Origin of the sequence: Streptomyces sp. SCPE 10 (genome assembly GCF_051980735.1) — a bacterium.
Taxonomy (GTDB): domain Bacteria; phylum Actinomycetota; class Actinomycetes; order Streptomycetales; family Streptomycetaceae; genus Streptomyces; species Streptomyces misionensis.
The window spans coordinates 1,027,731-1,045,939 of record NZ_CP197069.1 but is presented as its reverse complement, the minus strand read 5'-3'; the positions used below and the strand labels follow the sequence as shown (position 1 = coordinate 1,045,939).

21 protein-coding genes are annotated in these 18,209 nt (G+C 73.1%); 13 read left to right on the top strand and 8 right to left on the bottom strand.

Annotated features, from left to right (window positions below):
• Positions 1-11: 11 nt before the first annotated feature.
• On the bottom strand, positions 12-1,346 hold the full coding sequence (locus ACSP97_RS04895; RefSeq protein WP_440556451.1) for an FAD-dependent oxidoreductase: 1,335 nt from the start codon (positions 1,344-1,346) through the stop codon (positions 12-14).
• Between the two features lie 194 nt (positions 1,347-1,540).
• On the opposite strand from ACSP97_RS04895, the gene ACSP97_RS04890 reads away from it, so the two are divergent.
• Entirely contained in the window at positions 1,541-2,038 is a 498-nt protein-coding gene (locus ACSP97_RS04890; protein ID WP_382012429.1) for a DUF6214 family protein, read from the top strand.
• A 63-nt stretch (positions 2,039-2,101) separates the two neighbouring features.
• Here the strand turns inward: ACSP97_RS04890 and ACSP97_RS04885 are convergent, their stop codons facing one another.
• The 4 genes from ACSP97_RS04885 to ACSP97_RS04870 form a co-directional block, all read right to left on the bottom strand.
• Complete coding sequence (locus ACSP97_RS04885; RefSeq protein ID WP_355154776.1) at positions 2,102-2,773, bottom strand: TetR/AcrR family transcriptional regulator; 672 nt, start codon at positions 2,771-2,773, stop codon at positions 2,102-2,104.
• A gap of 147 nt (positions 2,774-2,920) precedes the next feature.
• A complete protein-coding gene (locus tag ACSP97_RS04880; protein ID WP_358297229.1) occupies positions 2,921-3,607 on the bottom strand; it encodes an HAD family hydrolase in 687 nt (228 codons plus the stop codon).
• Positions 3,608-3,647: 40 nt separating this feature from the next.
• Positions 3,648-4,583, bottom strand: a complete 936-nt coding sequence (locus ACSP97_RS04875; RefSeq protein WP_355154777.1) for a M56 family metallopeptidase — start codon at positions 4,581-4,583, stop codon at positions 3,648-3,650.
• An 84-nt stretch (positions 4,584-4,667) separates the two neighbouring features.
• A complete protein-coding gene (locus ACSP97_RS04870; protein ID WP_358272604.1) occupies positions 4,668-5,252 on the bottom strand; it encodes a DUF5134 domain-containing protein in 585 nt (194 codons plus the stop codon).
• 198 nt (positions 5,253-5,450) lie between these two features.
• On the opposite strand from ACSP97_RS04870, the gene ACSP97_RS04865 reads away from it, so the two are divergent.
• Complete coding sequence (locus tag ACSP97_RS04865) at positions 5,451-7,115, top strand: FUSC family protein (RefSeq protein WP_440556448.1); 1,665 nt, start codon at positions 5,451-5,453, stop codon at positions 7,113-7,115.
• A complete protein-coding gene (locus tag ACSP97_RS04860; RefSeq protein ID WP_355330700.1) occupies positions 7,112-7,663 on the top strand; it encodes a MarR family winged helix-turn-helix transcriptional regulator in 552 nt (183 codons plus the stop codon). The genes ACSP97_RS04865 and ACSP97_RS04860 overlap by 4 nt, the downstream gene beginning before the upstream one ends.
• A 22-nt stretch (positions 7,664-7,685) precedes the next feature.
• Here ACSP97_RS04860 and ACSP97_RS04855 read toward each other — a convergent pair whose 3' ends face one another.
• Positions 7,686-8,078 (bottom strand): VOC family protein, encoded by a 393-nt coding sequence (locus ACSP97_RS04855; RefSeq protein ID WP_355154781.1) that lies wholly within the window; start codon positions 8,076-8,078, stop codon positions 7,686-7,688.
• 72 nt (positions 8,079-8,150) lie between these two features.
• Here ACSP97_RS04855 and ACSP97_RS04850 point away from each other — a divergent pair, with 72 nt between their 5' ends.
• A complete protein-coding gene (locus ACSP97_RS04850; RefSeq protein WP_355154782.1) occupies positions 8,151-8,693 on the top strand; it encodes a GNAT family N-acetyltransferase in 543 nt (180 codons plus the stop codon).
• Between the two features lie 14 nt (positions 8,694-8,707).
• Here the strand turns inward: ACSP97_RS04850 and ACSP97_RS04845 are convergent, their stop codons facing one another.
• The gene (locus tag ACSP97_RS04845; protein WP_355154784.1) at positions 8,708-9,391 is read right to left on the bottom strand and encodes a glycerophosphodiester phosphodiesterase; all 684 of its coding nucleotides are present in this window, start codon (positions 9,389-9,391) and stop codon (positions 8,708-8,710) included.
• Between the two features lie 397 nt (positions 9,392-9,788).
• On the opposite strand from ACSP97_RS04845, the gene ACSP97_RS04840 reads away from it, so the two are divergent.
• From ACSP97_RS04840 to ACSP97_RS04825, 4 genes are all read left to right on the top strand, one after another.
• Positions 9,789-11,186 (top strand): DUF6421 family protein, encoded by a 1,398-nt coding sequence (locus ACSP97_RS04840; RefSeq protein WP_355154786.1) that lies wholly within the window; start codon positions 9,789-9,791, stop codon positions 11,184-11,186.
• Positions 11,187-11,230: 44 nt separating this feature from the next.
• Positions 11,231-11,995, top strand: a complete 765-nt coding sequence (locus tag ACSP97_RS04835) for an SDR family NAD(P)-dependent oxidoreductase (RefSeq protein WP_070026485.1) — start codon at positions 11,231-11,233, stop codon at positions 11,993-11,995.
• Positions 11,992-13,062: a threonine aldolase family protein gene (locus ACSP97_RS04830; protein WP_440556445.1), complete on the top strand. Its 1,071-nt coding sequence runs from the start codon at positions 11,992-11,994 to the stop codon at positions 13,060-13,062. Before ACSP97_RS04835 ends, ACSP97_RS04830 begins: the two co-directional genes overlap by 4 nt.
• 78 nt (positions 13,063-13,140) lie before the next feature.
• Complete coding sequence (locus ACSP97_RS04825; RefSeq protein WP_355532633.1) at positions 13,141-13,734, top strand: transglutaminase domain-containing protein; 594 nt, start codon at positions 13,141-13,143, stop codon at positions 13,732-13,734.
• 314 nt (positions 13,735-14,048) lie between these two features.
• Here the strand turns inward: ACSP97_RS04825 and ACSP97_RS04820 are convergent, their stop codons facing one another.
• Entirely contained in the window at positions 14,049-14,777 is a 729-nt protein-coding gene (locus ACSP97_RS04820) for a lysophospholipid acyltransferase family protein (protein ID WP_358272614.1), read from the bottom strand.
• 226 nt (positions 14,778-15,003) lie between these two features.
• On the opposite strand from ACSP97_RS04820, the gene ACSP97_RS04815 reads away from it, so the two are divergent.
• The 5 genes from ACSP97_RS04815 to ACSP97_RS04795 all read left to right on the top strand — a co-directional run bounded on the left by ACSP97_RS04815 (position 15,004) and on the right by ACSP97_RS04795 (position 18,142).
• A complete protein-coding gene (locus tag ACSP97_RS04815; RefSeq protein WP_355532637.1) occupies positions 15,004-15,393 on the top strand; it encodes a thioredoxin family protein in 390 nt (129 codons plus the stop codon).
• An 83-nt stretch (positions 15,394-15,476) separates the two neighbouring features.
• The gene (locus tag ACSP97_RS04810) at positions 15,477-15,557 is read left to right on the top strand and encodes a putative leader peptide (RefSeq protein ID WP_355154798.1); all 81 of its coding nucleotides are present in this window, start codon (positions 15,477-15,479) and stop codon (positions 15,555-15,557) included.
• 44 nt (positions 15,558-15,601) lie between these two features.
• Positions 15,602-16,111 (top strand): flavin reductase family protein, encoded by a 510-nt coding sequence (locus tag ACSP97_RS04805; RefSeq protein WP_355154792.1) that lies wholly within the window; start codon positions 15,602-15,604, stop codon positions 16,109-16,111.
• 228 nt (positions 16,112-16,339) lie between these two features.
• Positions 16,340-17,125 carry an electron transfer flavoprotein subunit beta/FixA family protein gene (locus tag ACSP97_RS04800; RefSeq protein WP_070026491.1) on the top strand — a complete coding sequence of 262 codons (786 nt, stop codon included), beginning with the start codon at positions 16,340-16,342 and terminating at the stop codon, positions 17,123-17,125.
• A gap of 54 nt (positions 17,126-17,179) precedes the next feature.
• Positions 17,180-18,142 carry an electron transfer flavoprotein subunit alpha/FixB family protein gene (locus ACSP97_RS04795; RefSeq protein WP_440556442.1) on the top strand — a complete coding sequence of 321 codons (963 nt, stop codon included), beginning with the start codon at positions 17,180-17,182 and terminating at the stop codon, positions 18,140-18,142.
• Positions 18,143-18,209 lie beyond the last annotated feature (67 nt).

Here is an 18,209-nt window from a genome sequence, read left to right as displayed (position 1 = left end):
GGCCGCGGGGGTCACGAGGACCGGGCCACCGCCAGCAGCGTCTCCCAGTCGGCCAGCTTCACCACGCCCCGGCCAAGCCGCGCGCCCAGCTCGGCCTCCGCCCGCTCGATCGCCAGCCAGCCGTCCCAGAGCACCGGCTCGATCCCGGCCGCCCGCAGCGCCGGGACCGGGTCGGCCGGCACGTCGGCGCCCGCCAGCGCGGGCGCGTCCCGGAGCAGGGAGGCCACCGTCTCCTTGGCGCACGGCCGGTTGGTGCCGATCACCCCCGAGGGGCCCCGCTTGATCCAGCCGGCGACGTACTCCCCGGGCGACGGGGCACCGTCGCGCACCACCCGCCCGGCCGTGTGCGGCACCGTGCCGCTCGGCTCGTCGAACGGCAGCCCCTCCAGCAGCACCCCGCGATACCCCACCGAGCGCAGCACCAGCTGCGCCGGCACCTCCTCGTACCGTCCGGTGCCGGTCACTCCGCCCCGGCCGTCCGGTGCGGTGCGCTCGAAGCGGACCGCACCCACCCGGCCGCCGTCCGCCAGCAGTTCCACGGGACGCAGGAAGAACCGCAGCCGCACGTGCCGCCCGGCGCCGGACGACGGCCGTTCCGCCCAGCCGCGCAGTACGTCCAGATTGCGCCGCTGCACCGCGGGCAGCGCCTCGGGGTCGACCGGGTCGAGCGCCAAGTCGTCCTTCTCCACGACGACTTCGGTGCCGGGCAGGGTGCCGAGCTCGCGCAGCTCCTTGGTGGTGAATCGGGCCTGCGCCGGGCCGCGCCGCGCCACCATGCGCACCTCGGCGACCCCGCTCGCCGCCAGCGCGTCCAGCGCCGCCTGCGGCATGTCCGTCGGCCGCAGCTCCGCCGCCTCGCGCACCAGCATCCGGGTGACGTCCACCGCCACGTTGCCCGCGCCGACGACCACCGCCGAGCGCACACCGCGCAGGTAGTCGGCGCCTGCCGCGTCCGGGTGCGCGCTGTACCAGGCCACGAACTCGGTCGCCGACCAGCTGCCCGGCAGTTCCTCGCCGGGGATGCCGAGACGGCGGTCGGTGGCGGCGCCCACGCAGTACACCACCGCGTGGTACAGCCCGCGGAGCACCTTCACCGGCAGCCCGCCGGGGCCGCCCACCCGGACCCCGCCGAGGAAGCGCACCCGCTCGTGCTCCAGGACCGTACGCAGGCTCGCCTGGAGGGACTTGATCTTCTCGTGATCCGGGGCGACGCCGTACCGGACCAGGCCGTACGGGCACGGCAGCCGGTCCAGCACGTCCACGTACACCTCGTCGTCCTGCTGGACGAGGTGCTGGGCGGTGTAGCACCCGCTCGGTCCGGATCCGACGACGGCGACTCGCAGCACGGCGGTGCTCCTGACGCGAAAGGAGAGTGCGCGGACGGTTCCAGCATGGCACCCGGCAAGCCCCCGGCGGCAGGGCCCGCCGGGTGACGCGGACGCGTGTCCCACCGGATGGCGGGCGAGCGCGCGGTTACGTTGCGTGGGTGCTCGAGGCATCCTTTCTTGATCTTTCCGATCGGAACGCGGAGGACGGCGCGGTGTCCGTGTGGCCCGCGTGGGAGGTGCGGGAGCACGCCGGCGCCCTGTCCTGGCTGCATGTACGGCTGGACTTCCCGGACGGCGCCCACGTGGAGGCGCTGGCCGTGGTGAGCGGCACCGGGCGCGTCTGCGTGGAGGAGGTCCGGGCCCGCCCCGCCCTCTCCCTGGACGATCTCGCGCTGCTCGCGGACTGGATCGAGGAACCGCTGCTGGAGGCGTTCCGGGCGGGGGACCGGACCGGAGACGACCGGACCGCGGACGACGGCCCGCCGCCCGGCGTCCCGCGCCGTGGAGCCCGCCGTGCCCGCCGCGCCTGGCCCCGCGGCACCGAGGGCCGGTTGCTCCTCGCCCGCGAGTACCGCGCGGCCCAGGAGGCCGGCGCCGACCCGGTGCTCGCCCTGATGCAGGCGACCGGCCACAGCCGCCGCCGCACCCTCGGCCTGATCGCCCGGGCCAGGGACGCCGGCCTGCTGACGCCGAGGCACGTCCGGCGGTAGGGGGCGCCGGGAACGCGACCGGCGCGCGGGACGGCAGGGGACGCCCGTACCGGGCAGGTCCGATCAGGAGGCCCCCGGCGCGCGCTCCCCCGTGGCGAAGAAGCGTGACAGGTCGCGTTCCGGGGTTTCGGCGCCCGCCGTGCGCTCCGGTGGTACACCCAGCTCCCAGTCCAGCCCGTACCGCTGGAACAGTTCGGCGCGCAGGGCCGGGACGGGCATCGGTACGCCCGGGACCAGGGCCGCGTAGACCGCGCCCATCAGCAGGGCCCGCAGCATCGGGTAGTCGGCCGCCACGTCCTCGGAGCCGTACCGGGACACGGTGTCGCCGAGCAGTTCCGACAGCCGCCGCTGCTCCGGGCACTCCACGAAGCCCTCGGCCTGGAGCAGCCCCGCCATGTGCTGGCGCATCAGCACCGGCCGGTCGCGGGCGAGTCCGAGGATCGCGTCGATGGCGCGGGCCAGCCGTTCCCGGCCGTCCTCGGTGCGCGGCTGCCGCTCCAGCGCCTCCTCCAGCGTGCGGTGCATCAGCCGGTGCACGGCGGACTGCACCAGCTGGCGCTTGCCGGGGAAGTAGTACGACACCAGCCCGCGGGCCGAACCGGCCCGGTCCGCGATGGCGCCCAGGGTGGTGGCCTCGAAGCCGCGCTCGTCCACCAGCTCCACGGCCGCCTGGAGCAACCGCTCGCGGGAACGCCTTCGCAATTCTTCATTGACCGAGGCGCTGCGCGGGGACATGCTGGACTCCTGCGTTGACTGGCTGCCAGCCAACTATACTCAACGCACCGGACCCCGAGGGTCCGGCTACGGGCCGCCGGCCGCCCGGGGTGACGCGGGGGATCACCTCGGGCGGCCGGTGCCCGTCGGCTCGCGCGCGGGCGCGGATCAGACCAGGTCGAGGACCGGGAGCAGCGCGTCCGGGCGGAGCGCGACGGGCAGGTGGTCCACGAAGCGCACCCGGCAGCCGAGCGCCGCGGCGCCGCCGTCCGCCTCCCTGCTGTCGCCGACCATCAGCGCCGTGCCCGGGTCGGCGCCCAGCGCCCGGCAGGCGACCGCGAACAGCCGCGGGTCCGGCTTCTGCACCCCGTGCTCGTACGACAGCACATAGGCGTCCACGTACGCGTCCAGGCCGTGCGCGCGGAAGACCGGCCGGAGGTCCCAGCCGATGTTGCTGACCACGGCCACGCCGACGCCGCGCTCGCGCAGCGCGCTCAGTACCCGGTGGGCGTCCGGGTAGGGGGACCAGGCGGCGGGGGACATGTGCCGCTCGTACAGTGCGTCGTACAGCCCGGGCGCGGGCAGCGGCACCTGCCGGGACAGGCCCGTGAACGCGGCCCGGTGCAGCCGCGCGCTCTCGTCCCGGCGCGCCCACACCCCGGCCAGCTCCGGCGGCACCCGCTCCGGTGGCGCGCCGCCCGGCAGCGCCCCGGCGGCCTCCAACGCCGCGGCCGCCGCCCGCAGTTCGGCGTCGGGCAGGTCCGTCCCGGTCTCGTCCAGCGCCGCGCGCAGCCAGGACTCGGTGGTCTCGACGCGGAACAGCGTCCCGGAGAAGTCGAACAGCACGGCGTTCACGGCATTCATGGGCCGGACCCTACAAGGGAGTCGGCGGATCTCAGCCCAGCGCCCGCAGCCCCGGCACCAGGGTCAGCAGCACCGGGAGCGCCGGCACCAGCGCGGCCGTCGCGGTCAGGCGCAGCCGGTGCAGGGCCGGGAGGCGGTCGGGCGGGGTCAGCAGTCGGTGCACCCGCTGCGGGACATGGGCCTCGGGAGTGGGGTACGGCCCGAACACACCGCGTTCCTCGTTGAGTTCGACCAGGGCCAGCGCCGTCGTCAGCCGGCCGAAGCGCCGGGAGGCCATGTCGTCGGCGGCCAGCTCCACCAGCCGGTGCATCTCGTCCCGGAACGCCGCGAACACCGGTACCTGGGGGAACCCGTCCGCGAGCGCGGACGAGCAGTGCAGCAGCCAGTCGTGCCGGGCCCGCGCGTGCCCCTTCTCGTGCGCCAGCAGGGCGTCCAGCTGCCGCCCCTTCAGGCGCCGCAACGCGGCCGTGGTGACGACCAGCCGGGGCGCCGTCCCGGGCAGCCACCAGGCGTCCGGGCGCTCGCCCTCCAGCACCACCAACCGGCCGCCCTTCGGCTCCTCGCCCGGCAACAGCGGGGCGCGCACCAGGAGTTCGGCCCGCCGCGCGCGCCGCTGCGCCCGGGACCGTACGACCTCCCGCACCAGCATGGCCGCGCTCCACAGGCCCGCGCCGGCCAGCAGCACGGCGGTGGCCGCCGCCCAGGGGCTCGCCGTGCCGAGGGCGTAGGCGTCCACGACCGCGTGCGGGGCCCGCGCGAACACCTGCCCGCGCACCGGCCGCCAGGCCGCCGCGGCGCTCAGGGTCATCGACAGCGCACAGCACAGCAGTACGGCCGCCACCACGCACTGCCACGCCCAGAGGGCGACGACCGGTTCACGGTCCGGCCAGTCGGCGCGGGCGAGCAGACGCGGGGCCACGACGGCGGTCAGGACGCCGAGCAGCAGCAGGGCCACGGGGACCATCATGGGCAGCACCCTAAGAGCGCGGGGCCGCCCGGCGGTACGGTCCTTCACGCCGAAGTGACGCAGTCAACGCGCCACCCGCGCACGTCACATCGCCAGCAGCATCGCGATCATGCCGATTCCCATCGACAACTGGCAGGCGCGCGCCAGTTCCGGGCGGTCGCCCCAGCGCGCGGGTGCGGCACCGCCCGCGGTGCCGGCGGCAGGCACCAGACGGGCGCCGGTGAGCAGCACATAGCCCGTGAAGTAGAGCAGCAGGGCGCCGGTCACCAGGGGCACCCCGGCGCCACCGGACATGCCGGCCATCTCCATTCCGCCCATGCCGTCCATGTGGTGCACGGCCGGCGGGGCCGCGGCCATCGCCACCGCCATGTAGGCCATCGCCGTCGCGCCCACCAGATGGTGCAGGTGGTGCCGGTCGCGGCGGACCGCCCACAGCGCGCGCAGCGCCGCGAGACCGAAGACGGCCGCGTACACCGGCCAGGCCCACCGCGGCGGTGTGAACACCGCCGCCGGCACGGCCATCGCCGCCATGCCGAAACCCATCAGCGCCTCGGCGCCCGCGGAGCGCCGCTGCTCCTCGACGGCGCTGCGCAGCCGCAGCAGGCAGTAGGCGCCGGTCGCCGCGCACAGCGCGACCAGCAGCCAGGCAGCCGAAACCGGTGCGTGCACGCCCACCTCCACGGCTCGACGTTCGGTCGAGGATGCGATGCCCGGGCCGGGCCGGGCGCATACGAGCGCAAGGGTGTACACGGGGAGCGCTGACCGGGGCACGGTCGGTGAGCGCGCGGGCGCCGGGCCGGAGCCGGACGGGAACGGCCCTGGGCGCGGCATATGTTTCACAGATAAAACACATGCTAAATTTGATGCATGAGCAGCGCGACCCCCTTCCGTCTTCCCTTCGCCGGGGTGCTCCGCCTCGGCCGGCCCTCGGACATCTGGTTCAAGCCCGCGCTGAGCGTGGTCGCCTCGGTCGCCCCGCCCAACCTGATCCTGCTGGCGCTCGGGCGACTCGACCTCGCGATGTACACGATGGCCGGATCGCTGTGCGCCCTCTACGCCCACAACCGCCCCTACGCGGCCCGCGCCCGGGTCCTGGTCTGGGTGGTGCTCGGCATGGTCGCCGGCGTCGCGACGGCCCTGGTCACCGCGTCCCTCACCTCCGACGCCGTCATCCTCGTGACCGTCGGCGCGCTGCTGGCGGCCGTCCAGAAGACCCTGTGCGACGCCACCCGGGTCGGTCCGCCGGCCAACGTGGTCCTCACCTTCATCAGCTCCGCCTCCCTGTTCGCCCCGCAGACCCTCGGCCAGGTGCCGGGGCACGTCGGACTGGCCCTCGCCACCGGCGCCTGGTCCTGGCTGGTCGGCATGGCGCCCGGACTTCTGCGCCCGCACGGCCCCGAGCGCCGCGCCACCGCCCAGGCCCTGAACGCCACCGCCGCCTACGCCGACACCCACGGCACCGGCGACGGCCACACCCGGGCGCGGGCCGCGAGCGCCGCCGCCATCCACGCCGCCTGGCAGTCGCTGCTGTCCGCGGGCGCCCGCCAGGACCCCACCCGGCGCGCCCTGGAACGGCTCCTCGTGCGCGCCGAGGTGGCCCTCGCCGCCCCCGCCGACGCCGACCCCGCACGGCTGCGCGCCTGGGCCGGCGAGCTGCGCGGCGGCCGGCGCACCCTCCGCCTCGACATCCCGGGCGAGGACGCCGGGGAACTCCTCGGCGTGGACACCGAGCGGGCCCGGCCGCGCCCCTCGCTGCGCCACCGCCTCGCGCCGCTCGCCCCCATCGCCGCGCGTACCGCGATCGGCTGCGCCCTCGCCGGCTACGCCTCCCTCGCCCTCGGCGTGGGCCGCCCCTACTGGGCCCTGGTCACCGCGGCCTCCCTCTACCAGGTCAACGTCACCCTCACCTGGCACCGGGGCGTCCAGCGCGTCGTCGGCAACCTCGTCGGCGTCCTCGCCTTCGCCGTGCTCGCCCCGCTCGCCCACCTCAACGCCATGGCGCTCGTCCTGTGCTGCGTCGCCCTCAACTTCGGCGCGGAGGCGCTGATCGGCCGCAACTACTGGCTGGGCAGCGTCTGCGTCACCCCCATGGCGCTGCTCATCACCGAATTCGCCCGCTTCCAGGACCCGGCCACGCTGGCCACCGACCGGATCGTGGACACCCTCATCGGCGCGCTGGTCGGCTTCGTCGCGGCGATCGCCGTCACCAACCGGCGCGCGGGCGACCGCCTGGAACACGCGCTGACCGCGGCGGAACGCGCCCGCGAGAACGCCGCCCGGCTGCTCGCCGAACCGCACCCGGCGCCCCGCGCCCTGGACGACGCCCGCCGCGCCCTCGCCGCCGCCCTCGTCGATCTGCGCGCCACCGCGGACGCCGCGTCCGGCGAGTGGTGGCAGCGCGCCCTGCCCGAGGACCGGGTCGTGCTCGCCGAACAGGCCGGACACCGTACGCTCGCGGCGACGGTTCGACGCCAGGGGCTCGCACCGCGGCAGCAGGACTCGGGCACGACGACGGAGGACATACGGCCATGACGGCGACGAACGGCACACCACCGCGGCACGAGGCGTCCACGGCCGACACGGTCGCCGCCGTCGTACGGCAGTGGCGATCCGTCCACCCCGACCTGGACACCGGGCCGATGGAGGTCATCGGGCGGATCAACCGGTGCGCCGCGCTGCTCCAGCAGTCCGAGGACGCGCCGCTGCGCCGGGCCGGGCTCAACCGTGCCGAGTTCGACCTGCTGGGGGCGCTGCGGCGCACCGGCCACGAGCTGACCCCGGGGGAGCTGGCCCGGGAGACGTTCTCCTCCGGGGCCGCCGTCACCAAGCGGATCAAGCAGCTGACCGAGCGGGGTCTGGTCGAGCGGCGCGTCGACACCCGCGACCGCCGTGTCGCCCACGTCCGCCTCACCGACGCGGGCCGCGACCTGGTCGACGGCATCCTCCCCGAACAGCTCGCCTACGAGACCGCGGTCCTCTCGGTCCTCGCGCCGACGGGCCGCGACGACCTCGCCGCGCTGCTGGGCGAGTTGCTGACGCGCCTGGAGGGCCGGATGGGCGCGCTGCGCGCCGGGGGCTGAACAGAGCCCCCGCGCACCGCCCTCAGATGCCCGCCCGGTGCCGCAGCGGATGGTCCGCCGGCACCTCCACCAGGACGATCCGGGTGCCGTCCGGATCGGCGAGCCACATCTCGACGAGCCCCCACGGCTCCCGCACCGGCGGACGCGTGATCTCGACACCCTTCGCCCGCAGTTCCTCGTGCGCCGCCCCGACGTCCTCGACCTGCAACCAGAGCGCCACCTGCGGTGAGGGCGGCGCCGTCCCGCGGCCGGACACCTCCAGGAAGCCGCCGCCGAGGAAGTACACCGTGCCGCGGTCCGGGCCCGTGCCGAACTCGCGGTAGACGGGCAGCCCGAGCAGCTCGCCGTAGAAGACGCGGGAGCGCTCGGGGTCGGTGGGTCGCAGGAGTGTCCGGCTGCTGAGCACATGCACCATGCACGCGGAGCCTAGTGGCACAGTTACCCTCGTCCCTGGCTCAGCCACGCCCGAGATGGGAGAACCGCCCTCATGCACAGCGCCGCCGCCCCCGGCCTGACCTTCCGAGACGCCACCGACGCCGATGTGGACGCGCTGGTCGCGCTGATCGAGTCGGCGTACCGCGGGGACGACAGCCGGGCCGGGTGGACCACGGAGGCGGACATCCTGGAGGGGCAGCGCACCGACCCGGAGGGCGTCGTCGAGGTGATCGAGTCGCCCGGCAGCCGGCTGCTCACCGTCGAGCGGGACGGCCGGATCGTGGCCTGCTGCCAGCTCGAACACCGCGGCGAGTACGCCTACTTCGGCATGTTCGCGGTCAGCCCCACCCAGCAGGGCGCCGGGCTCGGCAAGACCGTCATCGCCGAGGCCGAGCGGCAGGCCCGCGAGACCTGGGGCGTCAGCGAGATGCGCATGACCGTGATCTCCGTGCGCGAGGATCTGATCGCCTGGTACGAGCGCCGCGGGTACCGCCGTACGGGACAGATGTCCCCGTTCCCGTACGGCGACGAGCGCTTCGGCATCCCGCAGCGCGACGACCTCCAGTTCGAGCTGCTGGTCAAGAAGCTCGGCTGAGTCCCGCTCCGGCCCTACGCGGTGAACCGGCCCGTGCGCTTGATCTCCGGGAAGTCGGTGGTCGCCCCGTCCAGTTCGAGCGCGCGGACCAGCCGCAGCTGCTCCTGTGTGTTGACCACCCAGCCGATGATCCTCAGCCCGGCCGCGCGCGCGTGCTCGACGGTCTCCAGGGTGAGCCGGCGGATGTTCAGACAGACCGTCGGCGCGCCCACGGCGACGGCGCGCTCCACCACCTCCGGGCCGTAACGCCCAGCGATGAGCGCCGTGCGCACGCCGGGCACCAGCCGTGCGATCTCGGCGACCGCCTCGTCGTGGAACGAGGACACCTCCACCCGCCCGACCAGGTCCCGCTCCAGCATCACCTTGGCCAGCGCCCGCGCCGCCGCCACATCCTTGATCTCGGCCTGCAACGGCGTCGCCACCGCGTCCAGGACCTCCTCGAACACCGGCACGCGCTCCCCGCGCCCCGCGTCCAGCGCGCGCAGCTCGGCGAGGGTCTTCTCGGCGATCGGCCCCGAGCCGTCGGTCGTGCGGTCCACCTCGGCGTCGTGCATGACGACCAGGGCGCCGTCCTTGCTCAGATGCAGATCGAGTTCGATCAGGTCGAGGCCGGCCCGCTGCGCGGCGGCGAAGGAACGGAGGGTGTTCTCGGGCTCCACACCCATGACCCCGCGGTGACCGATGGTAAGGAAGTTCAAGGTTCGACTCGCTTCCGTCGACGGCGGCTCGGCTCGCGCGCGGCGACGGGCGGACGCCGTCGTCCGCGCGGGCAGGCTCGCAGCCTAACGGCCACGACCCGCGATGAACCCGCATGTGCGCGGGCGATCGGGGGCGCGCCCCCGGTGGCGACTGGCCGGTACCCGTCCACGACGTCACACGCGCGTGGGCGAGTCCCCGCGTCCTTGACCGGCCGGATCGTGCCCCTGACAGCCGGCCCGGCTCCGCGCTCGAAGTGAGCGCCGTCACGGTTTACGGCAGGAAAAATGTCGGCGACAGGGTCACTGGACAGAAAAATTTCCTGCGCCTCCTCTTGATGGGGGAATCGGGGTATGCATACGGTGTCCGTACGCGAGGTTCTCCCGTGGAGGATGGAAAATGACGGAAATTCTTGTGCAGTCGGGTGCGGAGGGTCGCATTCCTTCGCAGACCAGGGTGGTTGAGCACCCCGCATGGCCCGTGCTCAAGGATGCCGTGGAAGAGATCCGGCCATGGCAGTCGAAGGACGGCTCGATCGACTTCGCCGCCGAGGGTGCGCCCACCAGGGCGGACGCCGAGGCCGCCGTCCGCCGGGTGGCCGACGCGGTCGAGCGGCTGTCGCCGCTGGTGCCGCATGACGCCGCCTACCACGAGGCCCTCGTCAAGGACCTGCACCGCTGGGCCGAGGACGGCTTCCAGGCGCCGGACTTCCTGGACTCGCTGCTGGCCTTCAACCCCGCCGCGAGCCGTGCCGACGGCCTCCAGCACCTGGTCGTCTTCCCGATGTACACGCAGAACGGCAACCCGGACCGCAACTTCGAGGCGCTGGTGCTGCGCATGGTCTGGCCCGACTGGCTGGCCGAGCTGGAGCGCACCCGCTACGACAACCCGCTGTACTGCGGCATCGCCTTCGAGGACTTCACCTCGGGCTACGACACCAACTCCGCCGTCCTCTTCCCGGAGACCATCGCCGTCCGTGAGGCGCCGGAACGATTCTCCTGGGGTGGCATCTTCTGCGACCGCGAGGCCGCGCGCTTCCGCCGGGTCACCGAGGCCGCCGTCGACATCCTGGGTCTGGAGCTGCCCGAGGACATCGCCGCGATGGTGCACGACCAGAAGCGCTGCGAAGAGGCCTTCGTGCTCTGGGACATGGTGCACGACCGCACCCACAGCCATGGCGACCTGCCGTTCGACCCGTTCATGATCAAGCAGCGCCAGCCGTTCTGGATGTACGGCCTGGAGGAGCTGCGCTGCGACCTCACCGCCTTCAAGGAGGCCGTCAAGCTCCAGGCGGACGGCCTCCCGCAGGCCCGCGACGTGCAGTACGCGGTGCTCTTCGACCGCATGTTCCGCTTCCCCGTCACCGGCGACCGCGTGCGCAACTACGACGGCGTCGGCGGCCAGCTGCTCTTCGCGTACCTGCACAAGCACGACGTCGTGCGCTGGACCGACAACAAGCTCTCCATCGACTGGGAGCGCGCCCCGCAGGTCACCAACCAGCTGTGCGCCGAGATCGAGAAGCTGTACCGGGACGGCATCGACCGACCCAAGCTCGTGCACTGGTTCGCCGGCTACGAGCTGGTCTCCACCTACCTCGCCCCGCACCCCGGTTCGAAGTGGGCCAAGGGCCCCGAAGCGCTGGACCTCTCGCTGCCGCCGCGCAAGCTGGTGGACGACGTGCTTCCGGACGAGTTTCCGCTGAGCATGTTCTTTGAGGCCCTGTCCAAGAAGCTGAAGAACGTGATCGCCTCCACCAAGGGCATCACCGCGGACAGCGCCGAGCGGATCGCCGCGTGAGCGACGGCGTAGCACCACACGACACGGCTGCAGAGGGGAAGATCATGGGGAACGGGTCGAACGGGGCGCTCAGTGGTGCGGTGATCGCGGTGGCCGGCGCGGGCGGACCCGCCGGCCGGGCGGCGCTGCTGCGCCTGGCCGAGGCCGGGGCGACCGTCGTCGGAGCGGACAACGACCCGCAGCGGCTGTCGGAGGCCGTGGACGCGGCGCGCTACGCCTCCGGGGGCGCCTCGGTCACGGGCGACACGGTCGATCTGCTCGACCTTCAGTCCACCCGCGACTGGGCCGACCACATCGAGAAGGACTTCGGCCGCGTCGACGGCCTGGTCCACCTGGTCGGCGGCTGGCGCGGCAGCGAGACCTTCACCAAGACCAGCCTGGACGACTGGGACTTCCTGGAGCTGCTGCTGGTGCGCACCGTGCAGCACACCTCGCTGGCCTTCCACGAGGCGCTGCAGCGCAGCGACCGCGGCCGCTACGTGCTGATCAGCGCGGCCGGCGCGTCCAAGCCCACCGCGGGCAACGCCGCCTACTCGGCCGCCAAGGCCGCCGCCGAGGCGTGGACGCTGGCCATGGCCGACTACTTCCGCAAGGCGGGCAAGGCCGAGGGCGCCGAGGGTCCGACGTCGGCGGCTACGATCCTGGTGGTCAAGGCGCTGGTGCACGACGCGATGCGCGCCGAACGCCCCAACGCGAAGTTCGCGGGCTTCACGGACGTCAAGGACCTGGCCGAGGCCATCGAGGGCGTCTGGAGCAAGTCCGCCGCCGAAGTGAACGGAAACCGTCTGTGGCTGACCGAGAAGCCGTGAACCCTCCCAGGACCGACGCGCGTCGCCACCACGACCCGGAGGTCCGCGGTTTCGCCAGTGACAACTACGCCGGAGCGCACCCCGAGGTGCTGGCCGCCCTGGCCCTGGCCAACGGCGGCCACCAGGTGGCGTACGGCGAGGACCAGTACACCGAGAACCTCCAGCGGATCATCCGCAGCCACTTCGGTGCCACCGCGGAGGCCTTCCCGGTCTTCAACGGCACCGGCGCGAACGTGGTCGCGCTCCAGGCGGTCACCGACCGCTGGGGCGCGGTGATCTGCGCCGAGAGCGCGCACATCAACGTGGACGAGGGCGGGGCGCCCGAGCGGATGGGCGGCCTCAAGCTGCTCACCGTGCCCACGCCGGACGGCAAGCTCACGCCCGAGCTGATCGACCGGCAGGCCTGGGGCTGGGAGGACGAGCACCGCGCGATGCCGCAGGTCGTCTCGATCACCCAGTCCACGGAGCTGGGCACGCTCTACACGCCCGGCGAGATCCGCGCGATCTGCGAGCACGCCCACGCCCACGGGATGCGGGTGCACCTCGACGGCTCCCGGATAGCCAACGCGGCCGCCTCCCTGGACATGCCGATGCGCACGTTCACCGACGCGGCCGGCGTCGACATCCTCTCGCTGGGCGGGACGAAGAACGGCGCCGTGTTCGGCGAGGCGGTCGTGGTCCTCAACCAGGACGCCGTGCGGCAGATGAAGCACCTGCGCAAGCTGTCCATGCAGCTCGCCTCCAAGATGCGCTTCGTCTCGGTGCAGCTGGAGGCCCTGCTGGCCAAGGACCTGTGGCTGCGCAACGCCCGGCGCGCCAACGAGATGGCCCAGCGGCTCGCCGAGGGCGTGCGCGCGGTGCACGGGGTGGAGATCCTCTACCCGGTGCAGGCCAACGGCGTCTTCGCCCGGCTCCCGCACGACGTCAGCGAGCGGCTGCAGAAGCGGTTCCGCTTCTACTTCTGGGACGAGGCGGCCGGCACCGTGCGCTGGATGTGCTCCTTCGACACCACGGAGGAGGACGTCGACACCTTCGTGGCGGCCGTCAAGGAGGAGATGGCGCGCTAGTCCGCGAGAATGCATAGATATGCGATCACCTGAAAAGTCATTGACTGTCGGGTGATCGCATTCCTATGCTCTGCGGGCATGCAGCTGATCCAGGAAACCGCCGACCTCTCCGCATATCTGGCCGCCGACGAGGCCATCGACCACCAGCACCCGATGGTGCGGGAGACGGCCGCCCGGCTGGCCGCCGATGCCGCCGACTCGTATGCCTATGCGCACCTCGCCTATGAGTTCGTGCGTGACGCCGTCCCGCACTCCGCGGACACCGGCGATCCGCGCGTCACCTGGCGCGCCTCCGACGTGCTGGCCCGGCGCACCGGCATCTGCCACGCCAAGGCGCACGCGCTCGCGGCCCTGCTGCGGGCCGAGGACATCCCCACCGCCCTGTGCTACCAGCGCCTGCTCGACGACGACGGCGACGGCCACGTCGTCCACGGCCTGGTCGCCGTCCGCTTCCACGGAGCGTGGCACCGCCAGGACCCGCGTGGCGGCAAACCCGGCGTGGACGCCCGTTTCTCCCTCGGCGCGGAGCGGCTGGCCTGGATCCCCGACGCGGCTCGCGGCGAACTGGACCACCCGGTCCTGTACGCCGCACCCCATCCGGCCGTCCTCGACGCCCTGCGCACCGCCCCCGACCGCGAAGCCCTCGGCAGGGCGCTGCCGAGCACCCTGTAACTCCCCGGCACGACCGAGGGAGAAACCTTCCCGCGCCGAACCGCCGTCGGCGGCACGGCCGTTGGCCGACGGCCCGGCGGCGGCGACCCGCGCCCTCGCCCCCCGGGACGACACGTCCGCTGCCCCGCCGTCCGCGCACAGCTGCCGACCGGCGCACGCTGCGGGGCGGCGGCCGGACGCTCGGCGAAGGCCCGCGGCACCGCCCGCCGTTCCGCGTCGCCGATCGACTTGGCCGCCCTGACCGCGAAGTCGCCGACCCCGCCCGCGGGTTCCCGCACCGCCCCCGGCGGCAGCGCGCCGTCGCGGCCGGGGTGTCAGTGGACCTCGGCGGCCCGCGGCGCGTCCGTCGTGGGTGCCGTGCCACCGAGGTGCGCGGGGAGCCACCAGGAGTCCTCGGCGCTCTTCGGACGGCCCGGATAGGCGCGCTGGGCGGCGTCCAGCAACTCCTGGACGCGCTCGCGCAGCCGGCGGGTGATCGCCCCGGCGTACTGGTCGCGAGGTGCCTCCACGGCCTCGCCCACCCGGATGGTGACGGGCAGGTGGCTGCGCCGGAAGTTGCGTGCCTGGCCCTTGGTCCACAGCCGCTGCGTGCCCCACACCGCCATCGGGATCAGCGGCACCCCGGCCTCCTGGGCGAGCCGGGCCGCGCCCGACTTGAAGCTCTTCAGGGTGAAGGACGGGGAGATGGTGGCCTCCGGGAACACCCCGATGACCTCCCCGGAGCGCAGCGAGTCCAGCGCGTGCGCGTAGGCGGCCTCGCCCTGTCCGCGGTCCACCGGGATGTGCTTCATGCCGCGCATCAGCGGCCCGGAGATCCTGTGCCGGAAGACGGACTCCTTCGCCATGAACCGCACCAGGCGCTTCTGCGGCAGGGCGGCCAGACCGCTGAAGATGAAGTCCAGATAGCTGATGTGATTGCTCACCAGCACGGCGCCGCCGGAGCGCGGGATGTTCGAGGACCCCTGGCAGTCGATCTTCAGGTCCCAGACCTTGAACAGTGTCTTGGCGAATCCGATGACGGGACGGTAGACCAGTTCTGCCATGGGTGGAACGAACCCTTTCTGCTCTGCTCGGGAAAGGGGGGCTCCCGGCGGGAAAGCTACGCAGCCGTAGGTTTACGGCGTCTCGCAGATCGTGCCCCAAGAACGTGCGGGTAGCCAGTTCTGGTGCCCCGCCACGGCGAGATCCTCGTCACGTCGGCCGACGGCCCGCTCCGGAGGGACGGCCGGCAGCCGGGAATCCCCGCGGCCCGCCGATCGTTGACACCGGATGGCGCCGGTGCCGGCCGGCGTCCGTCGGATGCCGCACGGGCGGCGGAGCGGGAGGGCAAGGGTGAGCGGGCGCGACGACGCCGGGCGGCTGAGCGCCGCCGAACTCGGCACGGGTCTCGGCGAACGGGCCACGCTCGTCCAGTTCTCCACCGCCTTCTGCGCGCCCTGCCGGGCCACCCGGCGCGTCCTCGGCGAGGTCGCGGCCATGGTGCCCGGCGTCGCCCACGTGGAGATCGACGCCGAGGCCCGGTTGGAACTCGTACGCGCCCTGGGCATCGTGAAGACCCCCACCGTGCTGGTCCTCGACGCACGAGGGGCGGTGGTGCGCCGCGCCGCGGGCCTGCCCCGCAAGGCCGATGTCATCGCGGCGCTGGGGGAGGCGGTTTGACGGGATTTCGGCACCAGGTGAGAGGCGTCCCAGTTCCCGGGCCGCACTTGACTGCGCCCACCACCTATCGTCAGCCTGACCGCATGCCGATCGAACTCCTTCTCCACGGGCGGCCCCACGTCGACCTGGCGCGTACCGCGAGCGCCTGCTGTCCGGGCCACTGAGCAGCCACGGACCCGCTCGTTCCCCCGAACAGAAGGACAACTCCATGACGGCCCTGCCCGGACTCGGCACCCACCAGCTCGCCTCTCCCGATCTGCTGCGCTCCACCTTCCGCCGGCACGCCGCCGGTGTCGCGGTGATCACCGCGCGCGGCGCCGCCGGACCGGTCGGCTTCACCGCCACCTCCCTCACCTCGGTCTCCGCCGAGCCGCCGATGATCTCCTTCGGGGTGGGCACCGGCGCCTCCAGCTGGCCCGCGATAGCCGAGGCGGACCACGTCGGCGTCCACATACTCGGCGAGCACCAGCACGAGCTGGCCGCCACCTTCGCCCGCAGCGGCGCCGACCGGTTCGGCGCGGCCACCGCCTGGCGGGAGGGCCCCGAGGGGGTGCCGGTGCTGGACGACGTGCTCGCCTGGCTGGTGTGCCGGATCGTCACCCGGGTCCCGGCGGGCGACCACCGGATCGTGCTCGCCGAGGTCGTCCTCGGCGATCCGACGGGCGCCGGGCGCCCCCTTCTCTACCACCAGGGCCGCTTCGCGGCGCTACGCGACTGATGCGGCATTGATCACGCCCTCTTCCCCTGCGCAGCCGTCGAGTTCCGGTTACGCTGCGTTGCGAACGTCACAGTTCAAAGCGCTTGCTTAGCGGGGACGAACTGGGTGTACTGACGAGTAATATCTCGGTCGGAGCGCGTTGTGGCCCCGACCGGGATCGGCCGCTTCGGGCGCCTATGCTGCCTGCAAGAGGCAGCCAGGAAATCACGATGCAGTAGGAGAGCCGGCGTGAGCTTGAGGATCGTTGTCACTGTGAAGTACGTGCCCGACGCCACTGGCGACCGGCACTTCGCCGATGACCTGACCGTCGACCGTGACGACGTGGACGGTCTGCTCTCCGAGCTGGACGAGTACGCGGTCGAGCAGGCGCTGCAGATCGCGGAGGACGCGGACGACGCCGAGGTCACGGTGCTGACGGTCGGCCCCGAGGACGCCAAGGACGCGCTCCGCAAGGCGCTGTCGATGGGTGCCGACAAGGCCATCCACGTCGAGGACGACGACCTGCACGGCACCGACGCCATCGGCACCTCGCTGGTGCTGGCCAAGGCCATCGAGAAGGCCGGCTTCGACCTGGTCGTCTCCGGCATGGCCTCCACCGACGGCACCATGGGCGTCGTGCCCGCGCTGGTCGCCGAGCGCCTGGGCGTTCCGCAGGTCACCCTGCTGTCGGAGGTCTCGGTCGAGGACGGCACCGTCAAGGGCCGCCGCGACGGCGACGCCGCCTCCGAGCAGCTGGAGGCGCAGCTGCCGGCCCTGGTCTCCGTGACCGACCAGTCCGGCGAGGCGCGCTACCCGTCATTCAAGGGCATCATGGCGGCCAAGAAGAAGCCGGTGGAGTCCTGGGACCTGTCCGACCTCGACATCGAGGCGGAAGAGGTCGGCCTGGACGGCGCGTTCACCAAGGTCGAGGCCGTGACCGAGCGTCCGGCCCGCACGGCCGGCACCATCGTCAAGGACGAGGGCGAGGGCGGCAAGCAGCTCGCTGAGTTCCTCGCGAGCCAGAAGTTCATCTAAGGGCTCGCCCCCGCTGACCGCCCCCTCAACTTCGTTACGCAGGAGTGCAATCCCATGGCTGAAGTCCTCGTCTACGTCGACCACGTGGACGGTGCCGTCCGCAAGCCCACCCTGGAGCTGCTGACCCTGGCGCGCCGCGTCGGCCAGCCGGTCGCCGTCGCTCTGGGCAACGGTGCCGCCGACACCGCCGCCATCCTCGCCGAGCACGGCGCGGTGAAGGTCCTCACCCACGACGCGTCCGAGTACGCCGAGTACCTGGTCGTGCCCAAGGTGGACGCCCTGCAGGCCGCCGTCGAGGCCGTCTCCCCGGCCGCCGTGCTGGTGCCGTCCTCCGCGGAGGGCAAGGAGATCGCCGCCCGCCTGGCGCTGCGCATCGGGTCCGGCATCATCACCGACGCCGTCGACCTGGAGGCCGGCGACGAGGGCCCGGTGGCCACCCAGTCGGTGTTCGCCGCGTCCTTCACCACCAAGTCCCGTGTCGTCAAGGGCACCCCGGTCATCACGGTCAAGCCGAACTCGGCCGCCGTGGAGGCCGCCCCGGCCGCGGGCGCCGTCGAGGCCCTGTCCGTGACCTTCTCCGACAAGGCCACCGGCACCAAGGTCACCGGGCGCACCCCGCGCGAGTCCACGGGCCGCCCGGAGCTGACCGAGGCCGCGATCGTGGTCTCCGGTGGCCGCGGTGTCAACGGTGCCGAGAACTTCGCGATCATCGAGGCCCTCGCCGACTCCCTGGGCGCGGCCGTCGGTGCCTCGCGTGCCGCGGTGGACGCCGGCTGGTACCCGCACACCAACCAGGTCGGCCAGACCGGCAAGTCGGTCTCGCCGCAGCTGTACATCGCCAACGGCATCTCCGGCGCCATCCAGCACCGCGCCGGCATGCAGACCTCGAAGACCATCGTGGCCGTCAACAAGGACGCCGAGGCCCCGATCTTCGAGCTGGTCGACTACGGCGTCGTCGGCGACCTGTTCGACGTCGTCCCGCAGCTGACCGACGAGATCAAGACCCGCAAGGGCTGATCCCCGCAAGGGCGTACGAGGCCCCCGTGACCCGCGCGGTCACGGGGGCCTCGGTGCATCCTGGAGA